General features: G+C 30.2%; 22 protein-coding genes. 13 read left to right on the forward strand and 9 right to left on the reverse strand.

The window, feature by feature from the left end:
- Positions 1 to 2 precede the first annotated feature (2 nt).
- Positions 3 to 1,607 carry an ATP-dependent metallopeptidase FtsH/Yme1/Tma family protein gene (locus AAID94_03985; protein XAK24681.1) on the forward strand — a complete coding sequence of 535 codons (1,605 nt, stop codon included), beginning with the start codon at positions 3 to 5 and terminating at the stop codon, positions 1,605 to 1,607.
- A 93-nt stretch (positions 1,608 to 1,700) separates the two neighbouring features.
- Here AAID94_03985 and AAID94_03990 read toward each other — a convergent pair whose 3' ends face one another.
- Complete coding sequence (locus tag AAID94_03990; protein XAK24682.1) at positions 1,701 to 2,117, reverse strand: PepSY-like domain-containing protein; 417 nt, start codon at positions 2,115 to 2,117, stop codon at positions 1,701 to 1,703.
- A gap of 98 nt (positions 2,118 to 2,215) precedes the next feature.
- Here AAID94_03990 and AAID94_03995 point away from each other — a divergent pair, with 98 nt between their 5' ends.
- Positions 2,216 to 2,734, forward strand: coding sequence for a rhomboid family intramembrane serine protease (locus AAID94_03995; GenBank protein ID XAK24683.1), 519 nt, complete (start codon positions 2,216 to 2,218; stop codon positions 2,732 to 2,734).
- The gene (locus tag AAID94_04000; protein XAK24684.1) at positions 2,731 to 3,240 is read left to right on the forward strand and encodes a histidine phosphatase family protein; all 510 of its coding nucleotides are present in this window, start codon (positions 2,731 to 2,733) and stop codon (positions 3,238 to 3,240) included. The genes AAID94_03995 and AAID94_04000 overlap by 4 nt, the downstream gene beginning before the upstream one ends.
- On the opposite strand, the gene rpoD is transcribed toward AAID94_04000, so the two are convergent.
- Both rpoD and AAID94_04010 read right to left on the reverse strand, forming a co-directional pair.
- Entirely contained in the window at positions 3,241 to 5,106 is a 1,866-nt protein-coding gene (rpoD, locus tag AAID94_04005) for an RNA polymerase sigma factor RpoD (protein XAK24685.1), read from the reverse strand. It lies immediately after the preceding gene.
- Between the two features lie 75 nt (positions 5,107 to 5,181).
- The gene (locus AAID94_04010; protein ID XAK24686.1) at positions 5,182 to 6,063 is read right to left on the reverse strand and encodes a LysR family transcriptional regulator; all 882 of its coding nucleotides are present in this window, start codon (positions 6,061 to 6,063) and stop codon (positions 5,182 to 5,184) included.
- A gap of 145 nt (positions 6,064 to 6,208) precedes the next feature.
- Here AAID94_04010 and AAID94_04015 point away from each other — a divergent pair, with 145 nt between their 5' ends.
- Together AAID94_04015 and AAID94_04020 are read left to right on the forward strand one after the other, a co-directional pair.
- The gene (locus tag AAID94_04015) at positions 6,209 to 7,303 is read left to right on the forward strand and encodes a YeiH family protein (protein ID XAK24687.1); all 1,095 of its coding nucleotides are present in this window, start codon (positions 6,209 to 6,211) and stop codon (positions 7,301 to 7,303) included.
- A 91-nt stretch (positions 7,304 to 7,394) separates the two neighbouring features.
- On the forward strand, positions 7,395 to 7,967 hold the full coding sequence (locus AAID94_04020; protein XAK24688.1) for a hypothetical protein: 573 nt from the start codon (positions 7,395 to 7,397) through the stop codon (positions 7,965 to 7,967).
- Here the strand turns inward: AAID94_04020 and rsmG are convergent, their stop codons facing one another.
- Both rsmG and ribA read right to left on the reverse strand, forming a co-directional pair.
- Positions 7,968 to 8,567, reverse strand: coding sequence for a 16S rRNA (guanine(527)-N(7))-methyltransferase RsmG (rsmG, locus tag AAID94_04025; GenBank protein ID XAK24689.1), 600 nt, complete (start codon positions 8,565 to 8,567; stop codon positions 7,968 to 7,970).
- Entirely contained in the window at positions 8,564 to 9,124 is a 561-nt protein-coding gene (gene ribA, locus AAID94_04030) for a GTP cyclohydrolase II (GenBank protein XAK24690.1), read from the reverse strand. Before ribA ends, rsmG begins: the two co-directional genes overlap by 4 nt.
- A 56-nt stretch (positions 9,125 to 9,180) precedes the next feature.
- Between ribA and hemB the strand changes: the two genes are divergently transcribed.
- The 6 genes from hemB to AAID94_04060 are packed head-to-tail and all read left to right on the forward strand — an operon-like array spanning position 9,181 to position 14,972.
- Positions 9,181 to 10,164: a porphobilinogen synthase gene (gene hemB / locus AAID94_04035; GenBank protein ID XAK24691.1), complete on the forward strand. Its 984-nt coding sequence runs from the start codon at positions 9,181 to 9,183 to the stop codon at positions 10,162 to 10,164.
- Entirely contained in the window at positions 10,161 to 11,084 is a 924-nt protein-coding gene (gene argF / locus AAID94_04040; protein XAK24692.1) for an ornithine carbamoyltransferase, read from the forward strand. The genes hemB and argF overlap by 4 nt, the downstream gene beginning before the upstream one ends.
- A 37-nt stretch (positions 11,085 to 11,121) precedes the next feature.
- Positions 11,122 to 11,613 (forward strand): DUF2603 domain-containing protein, encoded by a 492-nt coding sequence (locus AAID94_04045; protein ID XAK24693.1) that lies wholly within the window; start codon positions 11,122 to 11,124, stop codon positions 11,611 to 11,613.
- The gene (hemN, locus tag AAID94_04050; protein XAK24694.1) at positions 11,600 to 12,955 is read left to right on the forward strand and encodes an oxygen-independent coproporphyrinogen III oxidase; all 1,356 of its coding nucleotides are present in this window, start codon (positions 11,600 to 11,602) and stop codon (positions 12,953 to 12,955) included. The genes AAID94_04045 and hemN overlap by 14 nt, the downstream gene beginning before the upstream one ends.
- A 10-nt stretch (positions 12,956 to 12,965) precedes the next feature.
- Positions 12,966 to 14,231, forward strand: coding sequence for a (Fe-S)-binding protein (locus AAID94_04055; GenBank protein XAK24695.1), 1,266 nt, complete (start codon positions 12,966 to 12,968; stop codon positions 14,229 to 14,231).
- Positions 14,232 to 14,972 carry a DUF5416 family protein gene (locus tag AAID94_04060; protein ID XAK24696.1) on the forward strand — a complete coding sequence of 247 codons (741 nt, stop codon included), beginning with the start codon at positions 14,232 to 14,234 and terminating at the stop codon, positions 14,970 to 14,972.
- 2 nt (positions 14,973 to 14,974) lie between these two features.
- Here the strand turns inward: AAID94_04060 and AAID94_04065 are convergent, their stop codons facing one another.
- From AAID94_04065 to AAID94_04075, 3 genes are all read right to left on the reverse strand, one after another.
- Entirely contained in the window at positions 14,975 to 15,178 is a 204-nt protein-coding gene (locus AAID94_04065) for a hypothetical protein (GenBank protein XAK24697.1), read from the reverse strand.
- 197 nt (positions 15,179 to 15,375) lie between these two features.
- Positions 15,376 to 16,116, reverse strand: a complete 741-nt coding sequence (gene yaaA / locus AAID94_04070) for a peroxide stress protein YaaA (protein ID XAK24698.1) — start codon at positions 16,114 to 16,116, stop codon at positions 15,376 to 15,378.
- A 115-nt stretch (positions 16,117 to 16,231) separates the two neighbouring features.
- Entirely contained in the window at positions 16,232 to 17,335 is a 1,104-nt protein-coding gene (locus AAID94_04075; protein XAK24699.1) for a JlpA family lipoprotein adhesin, read from the reverse strand.
- 201 nt (positions 17,336 to 17,536) lie between these two features.
- Between AAID94_04075 and AAID94_04080 the strand changes: the two genes are divergently transcribed.
- Together AAID94_04080 and AAID94_04085 are read left to right on the forward strand one after the other, a co-directional pair.
- On the forward strand, positions 17,537 to 18,376 hold the full coding sequence (locus tag AAID94_04080) for a cysteine ABC transporter substrate-binding protein (protein ID XAK24700.1): 840 nt from the start codon (positions 17,537 to 17,539) through the stop codon (positions 18,374 to 18,376).
- Between the two features lie 46 nt (positions 18,377 to 18,422).
- A complete protein-coding gene (locus tag AAID94_04085) occupies positions 18,423 to 19,670 on the forward strand; it encodes an MFS transporter (GenBank protein XAK24701.1) in 1,248 nt (415 codons plus the stop codon).
- On the opposite strand, the gene AAID94_04090 is transcribed toward AAID94_04085, so the two are convergent.
- A complete protein-coding gene (locus tag AAID94_04090; protein ID XAK24702.1) occupies positions 19,653 to 20,921 on the reverse strand; it encodes a M20/M25/M40 family metallo-hydrolase in 1,269 nt (422 codons plus the stop codon). The two genes, AAID94_04085 and AAID94_04090, sit on opposite strands and share 18 nt — an antisense overlap.
- Positions 20,922 to 20,925 lie beyond the last annotated feature (4 nt).

Consider the following 20,925-nt stretch of genomic DNA (forward strand, 5'->3'; position numbering starts at 1 on the left):
AAATGAAAAATAAAAAAATTATACTGATATCTTTTCTTATCTTGTGTTTGCTTTTTGGGATTTTATATTTTAAAAATGAACCTAAATACATAGATGAAAATCTTTACCAAAGTTTATTAAGCCAAAATTTAATCGAAAAAGCAGTGATTGACAAGGATGAAATTTGGCTTAAAGCTAAGGGTGAGAGTTATGTGATCGTAAAAGATGGTATAGATATTAAAGTGCTTTTATCAAAAGTTCCCGTGGAAATCAAAAAAGACAATACCTTATGGACATTTTTTGTTTTGTTTGTGTTTCTTATCGCACTTTTATTAAGCCTTGTTTATTTTACGCGTAAAAAGGAATTGGCTAAGTATCCTATATCTAATAAAACTCAAGCTCAAGCTTCTACTACAAATTTAGAAAGTTCTAATATAAAACCTGTGATTTCCAATATCACTTTTAATGATGTAGCGGGTGTTGATGAAGTAAAAATGGAGCTTAGCGAACTTGTGGATTTTTTGCAAAATCCCAAAAAATATAAAGAATTTGGTGTAAAAATGCCAAAGGGTGTTTTAATGATAGGACCTCCAGGGGTAGGAAAAACTTTGATTGCTAAAGCGGTTGCAGGTGAAGCAGGGGTGCCTTTTTTTTATCAAAGTGGATCAAGCTTTGTTGAAATTTATGTAGGAATGGGAGCTAAAAGAGTAAGAGAGCTTTTTTCTAGAGCTAAAATGATGGCTCCAAGTATTATTTTTATCGATGAGATTGACGCAGTGGGTAAGGCAAGGGGTGAAATGTCTAATGTCGAAAGAGATAGCACTTTAAATCAACTCTTAACTCAAATGGATGGTTTTGAAGATAATAGCGGTGTTATCGTAATTGCTGCAACTAATAAAATCGAATTAATGGATCCGGCTTTGCTTCGCTCGGGGCGTTTTGATAGACGCATTTTTTTATCTTTGCCGGATTTTAAAGATAGGCTTAAAATTTTAGAAATTTATATGAAAAGTAAAAATAACAATATCGATTTAAATAAAATTGCAAAAGCAAGCGTAGGCTTTAGTGGTGCTGGACTTGAAACCTTGGTCAATGAGGCAGCTATCAATGCCTTAAGAAGAAATAGTGCTTTGGTGGAAGAAAGTGATTTTTACGCTGTATTAAATAAAGTACTTTTGGGAAAGAAAAAAATTCTAAGTTTTAATGATGAAGAAAAGGTTATACAAGCGACTTATCAAGCTGCGAAAGCTTTGAGTGCGTATTATTTTGATATAGGATTTGAAAAAATTACCCTTATTGAAGATCGTTTTAAAGAATATGAGCATGCCATTCGCTCAAAATCAGAACTTATCAATCGTATCAAAGTTTATTTGGCGGGTTCTAGAGCTATGGGTTTGATTTATAATGAAAGCTATACAAACTCACAGAATGATTTTTTAAAAGTTAAAGAATTGTTTGATTATATGATGAGTTTTGATATGCTTGAAGAGCCAAATTTAAGTGAAATTAAAAAGGAATTAGATGAGTTTTTATTCCCTTTAAAAGAAAAAATTTCAATGCTTGCTAAAATTTTACTCGAAAAAGAAAAAATTGAATATAGCGATGTTAAAGAAGTGATACAAATTTAAAAGCTCTAGAATTTAATAATCCTAGAACTTTTGGCTTAAAACAGATTTCTTAAAAGATATAAATTTTTATATATGGAATACTTGGACAAAATTTCAATCATCGTATTCTGTATATAAAATCGTACCATTAAAATCAATATGCACTTCTATATTGTTAGTAAGCTTGATTTTATAATAATTGATTTTTCTTTCGATCTCCCTAGCTTTGGTGTTAGGGAATTTGTTTTGAATAATATTTGTTAAATTTGGAGGTAGAAAATTTAAATCAAAGGGAAAGACTTTGCTTTCTATCTCTTTCCATGATCCATCACTTTCAAATTCTAATTCCGTTCCATCACTTAAATAAACTTCATAAGAATGCCTGTCTCTTTGTACTATGCCTATGGGAGCTTGAAAATTATTTTTTAAAAATTCTTTAGAAATACTTGGAAGCTCGTTAGGAGATATTATCATATCAGCGTTTAAAAAGCTAGATAAGATGGCTATAATGCCGTAAAATTTTATTTTCAAAGTTTTTCCTATTTATTATTTTACACTAAATTTTAATGAATTTATGTGAATTTTATGTGAATTTTAAGACAATAACATAAATATTTTAAAGGTTATTTTTGGTTGTAATTTTACTGATTCTTATAAATATTTTATTTTATTTTACAATTCCTTATGAGTATTATAGCTTACTTGGGTTAAATATTTTGTTTTTTAAAGGAGCTTATTGGCAAATTTTAAGCTCGATGTTTATACATGGAAATTTAACCCATCTTATCTTAAATATGATAGTTTTATTTCAATTTGGTCGTATTTTAGAGCCTTATTTGGGTGCTTTTCGCTTCTTTTTGTTGTATATAATAGGTGGGATAATGTGCTCAATTTTGAGTGCCTTTTATGTATATTTTTCCTTTAATCAGCTTAGCGAAATGATTAATCTTGTAGGAGCAAGTGGGGCGATTTGTGTTTTGATGGGGTATTATGCTTTTCTTGATAAAAGTAGCACAAAAGGACTTATAGTCGCTATTTTACTAATGAGTTTTGCCCCATTACTTATGGGTGTAAATGTCGCATGGTATGGACATATTTTTGGTTTTATTTGTGGATATTTTTTAGGGAAGTTAAGGAGAAAAATTTGAAGAAAATATATATACTAAGGCATGCAAAGGCCGTTAAAAATGAGGAAGTACAAGATTTTGATAGGAAGTTAAGTAAAAGAGGTAAAGAAGATTTAGAGAAACTTTTTTATAATTTAAAATTTCATAAGATAAATTTTGATTTTATACTTTCAAGCCCATCTAAACGCACTGCTAAGACAGCTAAAAAAATAGCCAAATTTTATAACCTTGACAAGGAAAAAATTCAATTTATAGATGAATTATATCTTGCTGATTTGTCTAAAATATATCAAATTTTACAAACTATTGATAAGAAATATAATGAAGTTTTATTAGTAGGGCATAATCCTACTTTAATGGAACTTGGAGAATATTTAGGTTCTTTATGTTTAACTTCTTTTCCTACTTCATCTATGCTTTGTTTAGAATTTGATATAGAAGACTTTAAGGATTTAAAAGCGCACAGTGGAAAAGTGATATTTTTTGAACATGTGAGAAAATTAAAAGAGGAAAAGGAGTTGGATTAATTATTTCCAACCCTCGATATAGTTTTTAAGTTTTCTACCCACTTTTGGATGTTTAAGTTTTTTAATCGCAGAGCTTTCTATTTGTCTTACTCTTTCGCGTGTAACATTTAATTCTTTGCCTATTTCTTCTAAGGTTCTATCGCTTTCATCGTCCATTAGACCAAAACGCATACGAATGACAGCTTTTTCTCTATCGTTTAGCTGATCAAGAACTTCATCAATTTGTTCTTTTAAATCATCTTTTAAAATATGATCCATAGGCGAGAGCGAATTTCTATCTTCTACGAAATCTCCAAATTTGCCATCATCTTCGCTTCCAATAGGTGCCTCAAGTGAGATAGGCTCTTTGGTGATTTTAATCACTTGTTTAACCTTATCCACACTCAGTCCTACCTCTTTAGCTATAACACTTACATCCGGTTCTTTTCCATCTTTTTGCAAATGCTCGCGGATGATTTTATTGATTTGATTGATAGTTTCTATCATGTGAATAGGTATTCTTATGGTTCTAGCTTGATCCGCAATCGCTCTTGAAATAGCTTGTCTTATCCACCAAGTTGCATAGGTAGAAAATTTATATCCTCTTTTATACTCAAATTTATCTACCGCTTTCATAAGACCTATATTGCCTTCTTGAATAAGATCTAAAAAAGGTAAGCCGCGGTTTGTATAACGCTTAGCAATACTTACAACAAGACGCAAATTTGATTTAGCCATTCTGGTTTTAGCTTCATCAGAAATTTTTTTACCTCGCTTGATTTGCTCTAAAATTTCTTTTAAACGCTCCTTCTCCAAATCAAAACTTTTTTCACTTGCTTCTTTGGTTTGAAAAAGCTTTTTTATCTCCATATAAGTGCTTACCATAGTTGTTTCAAGTGCTCTTTCGGTGATTTCTTCTTTGCTTAATTTTGTAATATCTTTTAAGATATTGGCATGACGACTTTTCAATTCTTCGGAAAACATCGGCAGGCGGTATTCTAGGCGTTTTAATTCTTTGTCAAATTCCTCATCACTTTTTAAGGCGGTTTCCATTGATTTTACAATTTCACTGATGAGTTTAGAAGTTGGACCCAGATCCATTAATTTTTCTTTTAGGATATTTTTCTTAAAAGCAATGCCAAGTTTATCTAAAATTTCATCTCCGCTTTCTTTGTCTTTAGAAACCTTTAACCAATCTTTTTTTGCCTTCTCTAAAGCTTTAAATTTTTCTATGACTTTTAAAGTTCTTTCATCCTCTTTTTTACTTGTTTTTTTAGGAGTTTCTTCTTCATTTTCCAATTCTTCATCATTTTCTTCATCTTCATCTTCTAACTCATCAAGCTTATCGTCGTTTTTTTCTTCATCATCAAAGCTTTTAAAAAGTTCTTTTACTCTTCTTTCTCTATTGATCAATGGTTCACGATAATCTAAAATAAAGTCAATCAAATAAGGCACAGAACAAAAAGCATCTATGATAATATCTTCGCCAAGTTCAATTTTTTTGGAAATTTCGATTTCTTCATCTTTATTTAAAAGTGCAATTTGTCCCATTTCTCTTAAATACATACGCACAGGAGAATCTGATCTGCTCCATTCTAGTAAATCATTTTCATTGGCTAAATCAAATTCGTTTTCAAGGCTAGTATCTTGTAATTTTTGTTTTTCTTCTTGCAATCTTTTTGCATCTTCTATATTTTTCATTTGTGCAATTTCAGCAGCCGAAAATAATTGCACTTTGTACTTTTTCATTAAAGTTTGGACTTTTTTAGCAGTAGCTGAATTAGGTTGCTTACCGAAGTATTTTACTAATTTTTCATAAGTGATATAATCTTTTTCATTTTCTTTAAAGAGCTCTTCAAGTTCCATATCTTGGGTTTTGGCATTCATTGAGATTTCCTTGATTTTTATATAAGCCTTGGATTTTATCTAAATTTTGCTTAACATTTGTATAAAATTTAGTTTTTATTGTTGGAATATTTTTTCAAATTTTTCCAAAGCTCTATTAAAATTATAATTTTTTCTTTTTAGGGTATAAAAATTACGCCAAAGATTAATATTTTTTAATTTTACCTCATATAAAATTGAATTTTTTAATTCTTTTTCTATGCTTTTTTTAGAGAAAATAGAAATGGCATTTTTTTGAATGACTAATTCTTTAATAGCAGACATTCTATCAAGCTCTAGAAAGAATTTAAGTTTTTTGGACACATTGCCTATTTCGTTTAAAAATTTATCTCTAAGTCCTGAGCCTGTTTCGCGTAAAATCCACTTTTGGTCAAGCAATTCATCGATATAAAATTCTCTTTGGCTTAAATTTTTATCACTGCTAGCAACTATAAGTTCATCCTTTTTCCAAAATTGCATTTTTAATCCTTCATGCTCTATTAAAGTAGGATTAAGTTCTGCTTCAATGATGGCAAATTCTATATCTCCATTTTTTAATAAATTGAAACATTCTTTTGAATTTTGCGTTTGAAAATGTATTTTAACATTGCTAAATTCAGATTTAAAATCAAATAAAATAGGAGCAAGAAAATGTTCAGCTATGCTTTGAGTAGCTGCTATATTGATTTCTCCTAAAAGGGTATTTTCATCACTAAGTTCTTCTAAGCTTCTGTAATAATCCTGCACTAGCTTTAGCCAAATTTTACCTAAATATAAAGCTTTTGGAGTGGGTAAAAGCTTTTTTCCTAGTCTTTCAAACAATACTTCGCCCAAGTCTTGTTCTAAATTTTTGATAATAATAGAAACATTAGGTTGAGTAATGGCAAAATTATTGGCCGTATGAGTAGGGCTTTGGGTATTTAAAAGATCTAAAAAAATTTCCATATCTTTGATTTTCATTGAGATTTTTATCCGTCTTTTTTAATTAAAAAAAATTTATTATAAAAATTAAAATAATATATTTTTATTATAGTATAAAAATGACTATAATGGCAAGAAAATATTTAATTGTAATTTTATAATTGCAAATTAAAGGAGAAAAAATATGATAAAAAAAATAGAGCATTATAAAAATATACTGATTTCAAATTTTAAAGGTTTGATTTTTACAGCCTGTATAGTGGTTTTTGCAATGTATCTTTCAAGTGTTCAAAGTATTAAAGATACAACCCATTTAGCAGCAGCTGCTTTTGCTATTATTATAGGAGCGTTGCTTTCACCTTGGTTTTTTAAATACCAACATCATTTACAAGCAGGAGTGCATTTTAGTGCTAAAAAACTTTTAAGACTGGGTATTATCTTGTATGGTTTTAATATTACTTTAACCGAACTTTTAAGTGTGGGGTTAAAAGGATTTATGCTTTCTATGATAGTTATATTTTTTATTTTTATTTTATCTTTGATTATAGGTGTAAAGGTTTTTAAGTTAGATAAAGAAACTTCTATGCTAGTAGGTGCTGGTAGTGCTATTTGTGGAGCAGCAGCTGTCTTAGCTTTAGAGTCAAGCCTAAAAAGTGATCCATTTAAAGGAATTCTAGCTGTTGGCACAGTAGTAATTTTTGGGCTTGTTTTTATGTTTTTATATCCTATGGCTTTTTCTTTAGATCTTTTTCCTCATTTTGATCAGCGTGCTATGGGTATATTTATGGGTGCAACTTTACATGAGGTAGCTAATGTTGCAGGAGCTGCTGAAATGGCAAAAGATATGGCAAATTTTGATCAAAGCGCTTCAAATATTGCCATTATTATAAAAATGATGAGAGTGATTTTACTTGTGCCTTTTTTATTGATTGTAACTTATTTTTTTGCTAAAAATCAGCATTCAAGCAATGGAAAAACAGCAAAAAGCATAAGTATCCCTTATTTTGCGTTCATTTTTTTAGGGGTAATTGTTATTAACACTTATTTAGCAAGCAAGGAAAATTTTCTTGGAATTTCTACAAGTGATATTATATCTTTTGGAAAATTGCTTTGCACCCTTTGTATTGTTTTTGCTATGGCTGCTTTAGGACTTCAAATCGACTTTAAAAAATTCTTAAAAAGTGGTTCAAGAGTTTTTGGTTTAGCTTTTGTTTTGGGATTGGTTTTGGTTTTTGGAGGATATTTTCTGACCCTATTTTTTCGAGGTATGCTTTGGTAATAAAAATTACTATTTAGAAAAAATTATTTTTTTATAAAAATATGCTATAATTCTCACGCAAATCAAAATTTTATTAAAAAAGGATAAAAAAATGAAAAAAATGTTTTATAGCATTGCAGCCTCTTTGATACTTGCAACAAGTTTGAGTGCTGTTTCTTTCAATCAAGATAGCTTGAAAGTTAGTTTTGAAGGATATAAGACTGAAGATATGGTAGGAGTAGGTGGAGAATTTAAAGATGTTAAATATAAATTTTCTAAAAATACTAGCACTTTGGCAAACTATTTAAAAGGTGCTAGAGCAGTGGTAAATCCAAGCAGTGTTTTTATGGGTGAGGGCAATGAAATCATTACAGATAACCTTGCTAAAGTGTTTTTCCCTAGTTTGCTTGGCAATTCAGATATTAAAGTAGTTTTTAAAGATGTAGTTGCAGGTGAGAATAAAGGCGTAATCTCAGCTAGAGTAACTATCGACAAAAAGAGTACACTGATACCTTTAAGCTATACTATAGAAAATAATAAATTTGTAGCCAAAGGACAGCTTGATTTACATGCTTTTAAAAATAGTTCTCAAGCTTTAAAAGCTCTAAGCGATGTTGCACCAGGACATGGTGGAATTTCATGGCCTTTAGTAGATATTGTCTTTAGTGCCGATGTAGTGCAGTAATCACGAAGTGGTATTTATACCACTTTGAGTATTTTTTAAAACACAATATCTTCTTAAGCCATTTTCAAAAATATCATAATCTTTCAATCCTTCTACTTCGTCAAAAACTTCACTGCCTTTCCACAGTATAAAAATTGTTTTTTGATCACTTATATTTAAACAAAGCTTTATTAAAGGTTTTACATCCATAAGAGCTCTTGAGGTAATAATATCTGCTTTAAAAGCACTCTTGTAATTTTCAACTTTTTCTTTATGTATGGTTAAATTTGTTAAATCGCATTCTATTTTGATGCTTCTTAAAAATGCAGCTTTTTTTGGATTGGGTTCAAAAAGATGAAAATTACTTGGCAAGATAAAGGCTAAAAAAATAGCAGGAAAACCAGCACCGCTACCGATATCGACTATATTTTTTGCTTTGGAAAAATCAAAATATTTAAGAATTTCAATACTGTCTAAAATATTTTCATCTATATTTTTTAATTGGGTAAGATTATGAATGCGGTTAAATTTATTTAGAAGCTCTTTATAGGTTTTAAGCTTGGCTCTAAAATCTTCTTCGTTAAAATCAGATAAAATTAAATTTAAAAAATCCAAATTCAAAGTAAATGCCCCATTTGATTTTGTTTTATTTCTAAATAATTTGCATTGAAGCGATTAGGGTTTATGAGTATAGGAACGCGCGCCATAATCTTATCTTGTATAGAATGAATTTTTTGTGGATTGTTAGTAAGTAAATTAACCTTAGAGATTTTATAATGTTTTAGTATAAATTCCACTATCTCATAAGTTCTTTCATCTGCTTTAAAACCTAATTGATGATTAGCCTTTATGGTATCAAAACCCTTATCTTGTAAAGCATAGGCATTGACTTTATTAAAAAGTCCGATCCCGCGTCCTTCTTGTCTTAGATAAATTACCATTCCGCCATGCTTTTCTATATATTTTAATGAAAATTCAAGTTGTTCCCCGCAATCGCATTTTAAGCTTCCTAAAGCATCTCCTGTTAAGCATTCTGAGTGAATTCTTAAATTTAGGATATCTTGTGGAGTGTTTTTAAATATACATAAGTGCTCTTTTTCTCCTTCTTTGAAGCTTTGAATTTGAAAACTACCCCATTTGCTAGGTAGATTTGCAATTTCTGAAATTTTTATATCCATTTACTACTCTTTATAATCAAAATTATGATAACATTGTAGCAAAAAAAGGACAAAAAATGTTTAAAAGATTCCGCAGACTTAGACTTAATGAGAGTTTAAGAGCTATGGTAAGAGAACACACTCTTAGCGTAAATGATCTTATTTATCCTCTTTTTGTTGTAAATGGCAAAGGAATTAAAAAAGAAATTTCATCTATGCCTGATGTATTTCAAATGAGCTTAGATGAAATTTTAAAAGAATGTAAAATCATAAGCGAGCTCGGCATAAAAGCGATTATTCTTTTTGGTGTTCTTGAAAATGATAAAAAAGATAGCTGCGGAAGTGATGCGATGGATGATGAGGGACTTATTGCAAGAAGTATAAGAGAGATAAAAAAAGAATTTCCAAATCTTTTTATTATCAGCGATCTTTGCTTTTGTGAATATACAGATCATGGACATTGTGGGATAATTGATCCTAAAACTAAAAGCGTAGATAATGACGCAACTTTAGAAATTTCAGCCAAGCAAGCCTTAGTCCATGCAAGAGCAGGGGTTGATATGATAGCGCCTAGCGGGATGATGGATGGTATTATAGAAACCTTGCGTAAAGCCTTAGATGAGGAAGGTTTTGAAAATTTACCTATAATGGCATATTCTACTAAATTTGCTTCAAGTTATTATGGTCCATTTCGCGATGTAGCAGATTCAACGCCAAGTTATGGAGATAGAAAAAGCTATCAAATGGATTTTGCAAATGGAAAAGAAGCTTTAGAAGAAAGCTTAGAAGATGAAGCACAAGGAGCGGATATTTTAATGGTAAAACCCGCTTTAGCTTATCTTGATGTGGTGAAAGAAATTTCACTTCATTCTAATTTGCCTTTGTGTGTTTATAATGTGAGCGGTGAGTATGCTATGCTAAAAGTAGCGGGTCGTGCAGGGGTGATTGATTATGAAAAAGTTTTATATGAGACAATGATAGCTTTTAAAAGAGCGGGTGCAAAGCTGATTATCACTTATCACGCTAAAGAATTAGCCAAAATGTTAAAAGGAGAAAAATGAGACATTTTTTAACACTAAGAGACTTTTCTAAATATGAAATTTTAAGCCTTGTAGAGCATGCAAGTGAGCTTAAAAAAAATCCTAAAAAGCTTTTGCAAGATAAAACTTTAGCAATGATTTTTGAAAAAAACTCTACAAGAACTAGAATGGCTTTTGAACTTGCTATCACAGAGCTTGGTGGAAAAGCTTTATTTTTAAGTAGTAATGATTTGCAATTAAGCCGAGGTGAGCCTATAAAAGATACGGCTAGAGTGATTGGGGCGATGGTTGATTTTGTGATGATGAGAGTAAATAAGCATGAAAGTTTAATAGAATTTGCAAAATACTCCAAAGCCCCGGTTATCAACGCTTTAAGTGAGCTTTATCATCCAACACAAGTTTTAGGGGATTTGTTAACCATAAAGGAATGTGGCAAAATGCAAGATGATCTAGCTAAAGTAGCCTTTGTGGGTGATAGCAACAATATGTGCAATTCTTGGCTTATTGCAGCTGCAATTTTGGGATTTGATTTTAGTGTTGCATTGCCAAAAAATTATGAAATCAATAGTGAAATTTTAGAATTTGCCAAAGAAAAAGCAAAAATTTCAGGAGCAAAAATTCTTTTAACCCATGATAAATTTGAAGCCATAAAAGGTAAAGATGTGATTATTACCGATACTTGGGTTTCTATGGGCGAAGAAAGTGAAAAAGAAAAGAAAATTAAAGATTTTGATGGCTTTATTATTGATGAAGAGGCTATGAGTGCGGCAAATCAAGATGCTATTTTATTACACTGTTTGCCTGCTTATAGGGGTTATGAAGTAAGCGAAGAGAGCTTTGAAAAGCATTCAAAAGTGATTTTTGAAGAAGCAAGAAATCGCCTTTATGTGGTAAAAGCCTTGCTTTGCTTTTTAGACAAGGAAAAACAAGATTTTATATAATTTCATAAGTTAGAGAAGATAGGATAAGGAGTTTTTAGTGAAAGAACTTGAAAAATATAGCAATTGCTTAAAACGCATTGATGAATTTAGCCAAAATTTAGGCATGAAAAAAGAAGATAGAGCTATATTTGAAATGAAGCAAAGTGAGAATGAAAACGAAAAATGCTTGGTGCTTAAAAATGGTAGTTTTGATTCTCCTGAACCTTGGTTTATAATGGATGAAAATGATCAAATTCATACACTTATTTCTTTAAATAGTCTTAAAAATATTTTAGAAAATTTAAAACAAGCTCAAAAAGAGAATTTCGAACTTCGTCTTGAAAAAGCGATTTATCAGCAAATTCCTATTGATTTTAGCGACGTGTGGATAGTGGCAATGGATGAGATAAAACGCAAGGCACAAGAGGGTATTATGGAGATCAGTATTGATCTTGAAAAATTGCTTGCAGATATCAAAAAAGAACATCCAAATTTGTTTGTAGATATGCAAGCCATGGTAGAAAGGGTAAAGAATAATGAGAGATTATAAAGCTTTTGTGAAATATTCTAAGGCGGGGCCGCGTTATACTTCTTATCCTACTGCAGTGGAATTTAACACAAATTTCAAATACGAAGAATATATAGAAATTTTAAAAAAGCAAAACAAAGCTTTATCGCTTTATTTTCATTTGCCTTTTTGCAGGAGTGCTTGTTATTTTTGTGGCTGTAATGTTATTTATACTGCCAAAGAAGAAAGTAAGGAGAGATATTTAAAATATCTTTTTCAAGAACTTGATATTTTAAGCACCCTTATAGATACTAAAAGAGAAGTAGTGCAAATGCACTTTGGTGGTGGAACACCTACTTTTTTTAGTGCTAAACAGCTAGAAAGTTTGATTTTAAAAATTAAATCCATTTTCGGAAATTTCGCCAAAGATGCTGAAATCAGTTGTGAAATTGATCCGCGTTTTTTAAATGAAGAGCAAGCTGATGTTTTAACCAAAAATGGTTTTAATCGTATCAGTTTTGGAGTACAAGATTTTGATGAAAAAGTACAAAAAGAAATTCATAGAATTCAACCCTTTGAGCTAACACAAAACGCTTTAAAATTAGTAAGAGATAGAGGGATAAAATCTGTCAATATGGATTTGATCTATGGCCTGCCTTTTCAAAGTTTGCAAAGTTTTACTAAAACTTTAGAAAAAGCCATGCTTTTAAATCCGGATCGTTTGGCTATTTTTAATTACGCTCATGTGCCTTGGCTAAAGAAAAATATGAGAAAATTTGATGAAAATACTTTGCCAAGTCCTGATGTCAAGCTTGAAATTTTGGAATTTTGTGAGAAATTTTTGACTCAAAATGGTTATAAAATGATAGGTATGGATCATTTTGCCAAAGAAGAAGATGAGCTTTTTAAAGCTTTGGAAAATGGGACTTTACATAGGAATTTTCAAGGCTATACTACCAAGGGTGGTGCGGATTTGATCGGCATAGGACTTACTAGTATAGGAGAAGGACAAAGTCATTATGCGCAAAATTTTAAAGATATGCCAAGCTACGAAGCTGCTATTAGCGAGGGGAGATTGCCTTTTGAAAGAGGGGTTAAGTTAAGCTATGATGATGAGCTTAGAAAAGCTGTAATTATGGATTTGATGGCAAATTTTAGACTAGATATTAAAGCCATAGAGAAAGAATTTAAAATCGATTTTAAAGAGTATTTCAAAGAAGATTTAAAAGCTTTGGAAGAATACAAAGAATTTATTGATTTAAATGAAAACTTTATTTTGGTAAATGAAACAGGTGTTTTGCTGATACGAAATATAGCTATGTGTTTTGATGCTTATATGAAAAATATAAGTGAAGATAAAAAAGTCTTTTCTAAAACAGTTTAATGGGGTGGTAATGAAGTTTAGTCAAATAAGCGATGCTTGTGTTAAATGTGGAAAATGTATACCAGTTTGTACTATTCATGAAGTAAACCGTGATGAAACTACAAGTCCTAGGGGTTTTTTAGATCTTTTAGCAGCCTATAAGGAAGAAAAACTAGAGTTAAACAAAGAGGCTAAAAAGATTTTTGAATCCTGTTTTTTGTGTACTAATTGTGTCGAAGTTTGCCCGAGTAAATTAAGAGTGGATAATGCTATCGAAGAAGTGCGCTATGATATAGCTAAAAAATTCGGTATAGCATGGTATAAAAAAATTATCTTCTTTTTCCTAAGAAGGCGTAAAATTTTAGATTTAGCTGCAAAATTAGGCTATGTGTTTCAAAGCTGTGCTTTTAAAATTCAAGGTCAAGGTAAAAATGTAGGCATGAAGGCTAAATTTTCTATGCCTTTTGTTAAAAAAGGAAGATTGCTTACAAGTTTTAATAAAAAAAGTTTTTTAAATTCAAACCCTGATTTTATCAACAATGGTGGAGAAAAAACCATAGGCTTTTTTGTGGGTTGTTTGGCAAATTACTTTTATATAGATACAGCTAATGCTGTGCTTAAGATTGCCAAAGAAGTAAAAATCAATGTAGATTTAATGAAAGAGCAAGTTTGTTGTGGCGCACCGCAATTTTTTACAGGCGATTTTAAAAGTGTTGAAATTTTGGCTAAGAAAAATATAGAATATTTTGAAAAAAAATTAGAAAAGCTTGATGCTATTATCATTCCTGAGGCAACTTGCTCGGCAATGTTGAAAATAGATTTAGAACATTTTTTTCATATGCAAAATGAGCCAGAGTGGGCCAAAAGAGCTCAAAAGATTTCCTCTCGTATTTATATGGCTAGTGAGTATTTTTATAAATTTACAAACTTAAAAGAGCTTTTAGAAAGCAAGAAAAAGCTTAATTATAGCATTACCTATCACGATCCTTGCCATGCAAGAAAAATGCAAGGGGTTTTTAAAGAGCCTAGAGAGCTTTTAAAGGCAAATTATCATTTTGTTGAAATGAGTAATCCTAATGCATGTTGTGGTTTTGGCGGGGTAAGTATGCAAACGGATTATTATGACAGGGCTTTGAGTGTAGGGCTTAAGAAGGCAAGTATGATTGATGAAAGTAAAGCCTGTGTAGTCAGTGCTGAATGTTCAGCGTGTAGAATGCAAATTTCAAATGCTTTGGAGCAAAATTCTAGTAAAGCGATTTTTGCAAGTCCTTTGGAGCTTATAGCGAAAGCCTTATAGATGAAAATATTTTTTCAAGGTAAAAGTGATGAGTATGAAATAGAAAAATCATATTTTTACAATAGAGCATTTATAGTCAAAGATAAAATTCCTAATCGAGACAAGATTGACTTTATAACCGATAGTGTAACGCTTTTAAAATTTAGTGATCATAGTTTTGAATTTGATGAAATTTTAAAATGTTTGTATGATGAAGACGAAGAAAATACTATCATAGTGGAGGAAATTTTTACAACAAGTCAAACAAAACAGGATGAAGGAGTAGATCTTCCGCCTTTAGTAATCAAAGATGATGAAGCTCTTAAAAATAATATAAAATTTACCCCTTTTAATACTTTTTCAAGAGTCTTTAACAAAGATCGTTTTATTTTTATGCCAAATACTTGCGAACAAAAAGAAAGCATAAGGGTGGAAAAAAATCAAAAATTGAATATTTTTGAAACACTAAAAATTACAGATTTAAACACTAGCTTTGTAAAAATTGAAATTTTGGATTACGATGCTAATAATGATAGCGTAAATTTTGATCTTGATGTTTTTCCTAGCGGAGCAAGTTATAAGTATGGAATTTCTCAAAATACCATGTATATAATTTTACAAGGGAAAATGACAAGCTGTTTACTTCTTGATTTTTTAAAAAGTTTCGTTTATAAAAATAAAAAAGAGCTAGCTTGTGAAAAGACATTTGTTTTAATGTTAAATCACAAGCTAGCTTATGAGCTTAAAGTGTTTTTTGTTTGAAATTATTTATTGATATTTTCAATATCAGAGCGATTTTTTTCAATCAAAGAGCGATTACTTTGAGTGATGTTTTTAAGTCCATTAACTTCTTCTTTTATGTTTTGTATACTTTGGTTTAAAAGCTCGAGTTTTTTTTCATAACGCATGATAAGCATAAACACAATAAATAAAAACACAATAATTAAAAATACAAAAAAATACTGCACTTGTTCTCCTTTATTCTCGCCTATAATACTATAATAATTTTCTTAAAAAGAGATGATTTTAGGTATTAATTTTTAATTTCATAAAATTAAACAAAATAAAACAAATATTTTTTAAATTTATATCTATATTGAAACAATATTTTTTGAAATTTATTATTTAAATAAGAGGGCAGGGTGGGATAAATTGCACTTAAAAACTAATCTAAAATTTCAAGCACAATTTCTTCTTTTAAACCCTTATTTTGAATTTCCTTAAGGCTTAAATTGGATGGAAGATGGTTTAAAATATCAGTATTATTTTTAGCTTTAATCTTTGCACAAAGAGCAAGTAAAATTCCCTTATAAGCTTTTGCAAAATGGCTGACTACTTTACCTTTTTTTATAAATTTATAAGTGCTAAATTTACGCTTTGGGGTGTAAAATTTATCGTAAAAACCTGCTCTTAAATCGAGCAATTCCTCATTTTCTAAATATTCATCTAAAGCTTTGCTAAAATGCTCTTTGTAAAATTTTTCTATAGCAAAATCATTTATTTTCGCACCTTGTTTAAATTTATAAAAAGGCAAATGATCACTTGCTTTAACTACTCCAAAAAGATTTGAAAAAATAAGAGTATTTTCGAGGATGTATTCTTGACTTTTTTTATCTAAAATATCAAAATTTAAATACTCATAACTTACTCCACTATAAAGCGTTATGGCTTTTTGAGTGGGAGAGTTTTTTAAATCCCTTTGAAAATTAGAAATTTCATTTTCGTTTTTTATCCCAAAAAGCTCTTGCAAAGCTTTCAAGTCAGCATTTTTTATATATTCTTCATATTTTTTTACAACTTGCATTCTAAAATCAAATAAATTTTCAAATATAAAAGAATTTTTATTTATAGGTTTTTCTTTGCAAGTATCGTTTTTGCTTTCGCTTGGAGAAAATAAAATCTTCAATTTCGTCCTTTTTAAGTCTTTAAATTAAGAAATAAAAAAGTATCTAAAAATATATAAAACTGGGCTTAAAATAAAATCAAAAGTGAAGAGTAATGGAGATTTCTCTCCATATTGTTTAAAAACCTGTTGCGCCTCCAAGCATTATAGGTATCATCATGAAACCAAAAAGTATTTTAAGTGTTTCTGTAAAGTCTTGATTATTAACAGTTAGTTTTTCTACCGCATTAATACCCTCTTTAGGATAATCACTTAACGCAATAGGCTTAAACTTAGCTTCTAAATCAAGCTTATAGACTGTATCTTTTGTGATTTCATTTAGAGCCAATAAAGCTTTATCTATGAGTAAGGTTTGTTCTTCGTTTTGACTTTGAATTTTAAGAGCTTCTAGGCCACCTTTAGCGATTGTGATATAATTTTCAAAAACACCTTGGGTATCTAAAGAAGAATTGATTTTAAAATTATTTAAGGTAACACTTTCTTGTATAGGTTGAGCAAATCCTCGTTGATCTAGAAGTTCTTCTACAGCTTTTTCATCTATTGCATAGGTTTGTGTGTTGTATTTGATTCCTGCTTTTTCAAAGAAATCAAGCAAGCTTTGTTTGTAATCAAAATTTAAATTCATATCGAAATTTAAGTCTTGATTGTTTATTTTCATATTGAAATTATTGTTATAATCACTATTTTTCATAAAAAGTGAATTTTCAAATGAAATTGTGAAGACACCCGAGCTAAGTTTGCTGATATAATCTTTAATTTTTGGCTCACTTTGAGATAAGCTTGTGGTAATATCACTGACTACCTTTTCTCCAAGCTTAAATCCTTCTAAAGTGAAATTTGTTTTTAAGTTTTTATTTTTACTCAATAGATTATCATAATAATCCTTCAAAGAGATTAGGCCTTGTTCCTCTCCTGTGTAAATTTCATTAGAATAAATTTCTAAATTTTTTGCTTCGAAGAGTTTTTGCTCTGTTTGAGTGCTGTCTTTTGCAAAAACACTAAAATTAGGACTTGAACATTTAAGAAACATTCCATCACCTTCGCAAGAAAAATTAGAAATTTCTATTTTTACGCCCATATCTTGTTGAAAATCTTTAAGAGTTTCGTTTATTTGAGCGTTAAGACGTTCTTCGTATTTTGCAACCGTAGTTTTATCAAGCGAGTTGCTGCACGCCGAAAAGAAAAATATAGCGCCTAGAGTTAGAGCAATACTTTTTTTCATAAAATCTTCTCCTTAATATAGTTTTAAAAGTAAATTATAACAATCTTATACTTAAATTTTTATGGCTTATATTGATATTACTTTTTTACACAAGAGGAGATAAAATTATCTTAAAAAAATTGAAATATGCCTTTTTTTAAAGTATAATGCTTTTGCATTTTTTGCAAAATAAATTATGGTTTATACCAAGAAAGGAAAAGTATGAAAAAAATGCTTTTAAGTATTTTTACGACCTTTGTTGCAGTATTTTTGGCTGCTTGTGGAGGAAATTCAGATTCTAATGCTTCAAATTCTCTTGAAAGAATCAAGAAAGAAGGAGTAGTAAGAATAGGAGTTTTTGGAGATAAACCGCCTTTTGGTTATGTAGATGAAAAAGGCGCAAATCAAGGTTATGATATAGTCTTGGCTAAACGTATAGCAAAAGAACTTTTAGGGGATGAAAATAAGGTGCAGTTTGTATTGGTTGAAGCTGCAAATAGGGTGGAATTTTTAAAATCAAATAAAGTTGATATTATTTTAGCTAATTTTACTCAAACACCTGAAAGAGCAGAGCAAGTGGATTTTTGTTTGCCTTATATGAAGGTAGCTTTAGGCGTGGCTGTGCCTCAAGATAGTAATATTAGTAGTGTAGAAGATTTAAAAGATAAAACCTTGCTTTTAAATAAAGGAACTACCGCTGATGCGTATTTTACAAAAGAATATCCTGATATTAAAGCATTAAAATATGATCAAAATACTGAAACTTTTGCTGCTTTAATAGATCAAAGAGGGGATGCTTTAAGTCATGATAATACCTTGCTTTTTGCATGGGTAAAAGAACATCCTGAATTTAAAATGGCTATTAAAGAATTGGGCAATAAAGATGTAATTGCTCCTGCTGTTAAAAAAGGCGATAAAGAACTTAAAGATTTTATCGATAACTTAATCGTAAAACTAGGAGAAGAACAATTCTTCCATAAAGCTTATGATGAAACTTTGAAAGCTCATTTTGGAGATGATGTAAAAGCCGATGATGTAGTTATCGAAGGTGGTAAAATTTAATTAAAAAGGGCTTTTGCCCTTTTTATAAAAGCTATCAGGATAAAGTATGCAAAAAAAATACAAAAATATAATTTATGCCTCTTTAGGCGGAATTTTAGAATTTTATGATTTTGTGCTTTTTGCCTTTTTTTTGGATATTTTTGCTAAAGTTTTCTTTCCTCAAAATGATACTTTTTGGATGCAAATAAATGCTTATATAGCCTTTGGTGCTGCTTATTTGGCGCGTCCTTTTGGATCTATTGTTATGGCGCATTTTGGTGATAGATATGGGCGTAAAAATATTTTTTATATATCTATGCTTTTTATGGTTTTGCCTAGTTTTGCTTTGGCATTTTTACCAAGCTATGAGAGTATAGGTATACTTGCTACATTGATTTTATTTTTAATTCGTATTTTACAAGGCTTAGCCGTAGGGACAGAAGTAAGCGGAGCTTGGGTGTATGTAAGTGAATTTGTTAGAGGGCGTCAAATTCCTTTAGCTTTGGGTTTTATTTCAGCAACTTTGACTGTGGGTTTATTGCTAGGAAATCTTGCCACTTTAGGAATAAGATCTTATTTTAGCGTACAAGAGGTTGAGGAATATGCTTGGAGAATTCCTTTTATCATAGGAGGATTTTTTGGATTTTTTGCTTTATTTTTGAGAACAAAACTCAGTGAAACTCCTGAATTTGAAAGAATAAAAAAAGAAAATAAGCTTTTAAATTTTCCTTTAAAAGATGCACTTAAAACCTATAAAACAAGTATGTTAGTATGCTTTTTAATGACCGTTGTTTTAACCAGTGGTGTAGCGACTTTAATGATACTTCCAAAATATTTTGAAGAGCTATTATCGATAAATAAAACTTCAGCTTTATGGATACAAAATTTTGCTATTTTGGCTGTTATTTTAGGAGCGCTGATTCAAGGAATTTTGGCTAGCAAATGGGGAAGTTATAGAATTTGTTCTATTTTTAGTATAGCCTTTATGTTTTTTGGCATGCTTTTTAGTTTTTATGATGCAAATTTCTTATTTTATTTTTTACTTGCTTGTTTTGCTCAAGGTATTATTACTTTTGCTCCTGTTTTTATGACTCAAATTTTTAAAAGCGAACTTAAATTCAGCGGACTTAGTTTTGCTTATAATATTTCTTATGCACTTTTAGGTTTTCTAACTCCTTTTATAGTCAATGCTTTTTATAAAGAATATATAGGTGTTTATCTTATAGTGGTAGGGTGCTGCTCCTTGTTTAGCGTATTTTTACTCAAGCGCATTTTTGCAAGGAGCGAAGCAAAAGAACTAAGCGTTGTCTTTTAACACTTCAAAAACAACTCTAGATATTTTTTCTACTGAAGCAATTTCACAGTGTTCATCGGTTGAGTGAGGATTGTGGATATTTGGTCCTATAGAAGCACATAAAAGTTCTTGTTTCTTTTCTATGATACCGCATTCTAATCCTGCATGGATAGTTGAAACCCTAGCATTGGGCGAAACTTTTTTAAGAGCTTTTAATACCTTATCACTAAGTGCGTTGGCTTTGCCTTCCCAAGGAGGATAAAAATTAAAACTTTTTACTTTATAATCAAAAGCTTTAAAAAATTCTAAGGTTTCAAATTCTATTTGTTTTAAACCATCTAATATATTAGATCTTGCAAAAAGTTCAAATTTGATTTCTTGATTTTCCATTTTTAAAATGGCTAGATTGATACTAGTTTGCACTATATCTAAATTTTTATCATAAGCCCTAACTCCATGTGCAAAGGCATTGATGGTATTTAAAAGTTTTTTGCTTTGATCGCAAATTTCAAATTCGCCTTCTTCTTTAAATTCACATTTTATCCACTCATTGCCTTTTACTTCATTTTTAAAATGCACTAAAGCTTTTGCGTGTTTAGGTATAGAATTTATCCTTTCTCCACCTTCAAAAGAGATAATTTCTCCTTTGTTTTCTTTGATAAATTTAGCCATTTCTTTGATAGAGTTTTTTTCATTGTGTATGATATTAATCCCTGAATGTCCCCCTTGAAAATTTTGCGCTTGAAGTTTATAAATTTTACCCCTTGCCTTAAAAGTGTTAAAGTTTAACTTAGCTTCTATATCCACTCCACCTGCGCAACCTATCATGATTTCATCATCGCTTTCGTGATCTAAATTTAAAAGCATTTTGGAGCTTAAAGTGTGCTCGAGTGAATTTGCTCCCATTAATCCGACTTCTTCATCATTTGTAAAAAGACATTCCAGATTTTCAAATTCAGTCATAGCGCTCATCATGATGGCTATTCCTATGCCATTATCTGCCCCAAGACTTGAATTTGTAGCTCTTAAAAATCCATTTTCTTCATATACTTCTACCTTTGGAGCTTCTCCCATACAAACCATATCATAATGACTTTGGAGACAAATTTTAGGATTTCCTTTGATAGCATGAATATTTCCTGCCTTATCTACACTGACTTTAAAACCTTTATCTTTAGCATAAGAGCTTAAAAATTCTTTCATTTGTCCTGTTTCATAACTGCAATGTGGAATCTTGCATAAATTTTTAAAATTTGCTATAACATTTTGCATTCCA

The organism is Campylobacter coli, assembly GCA_039516895.1.
GTDB lineage: Bacteria > Campylobacterota > Campylobacteria > Campylobacterales > Campylobacteraceae > Campylobacter_D > Campylobacter_D coli_B.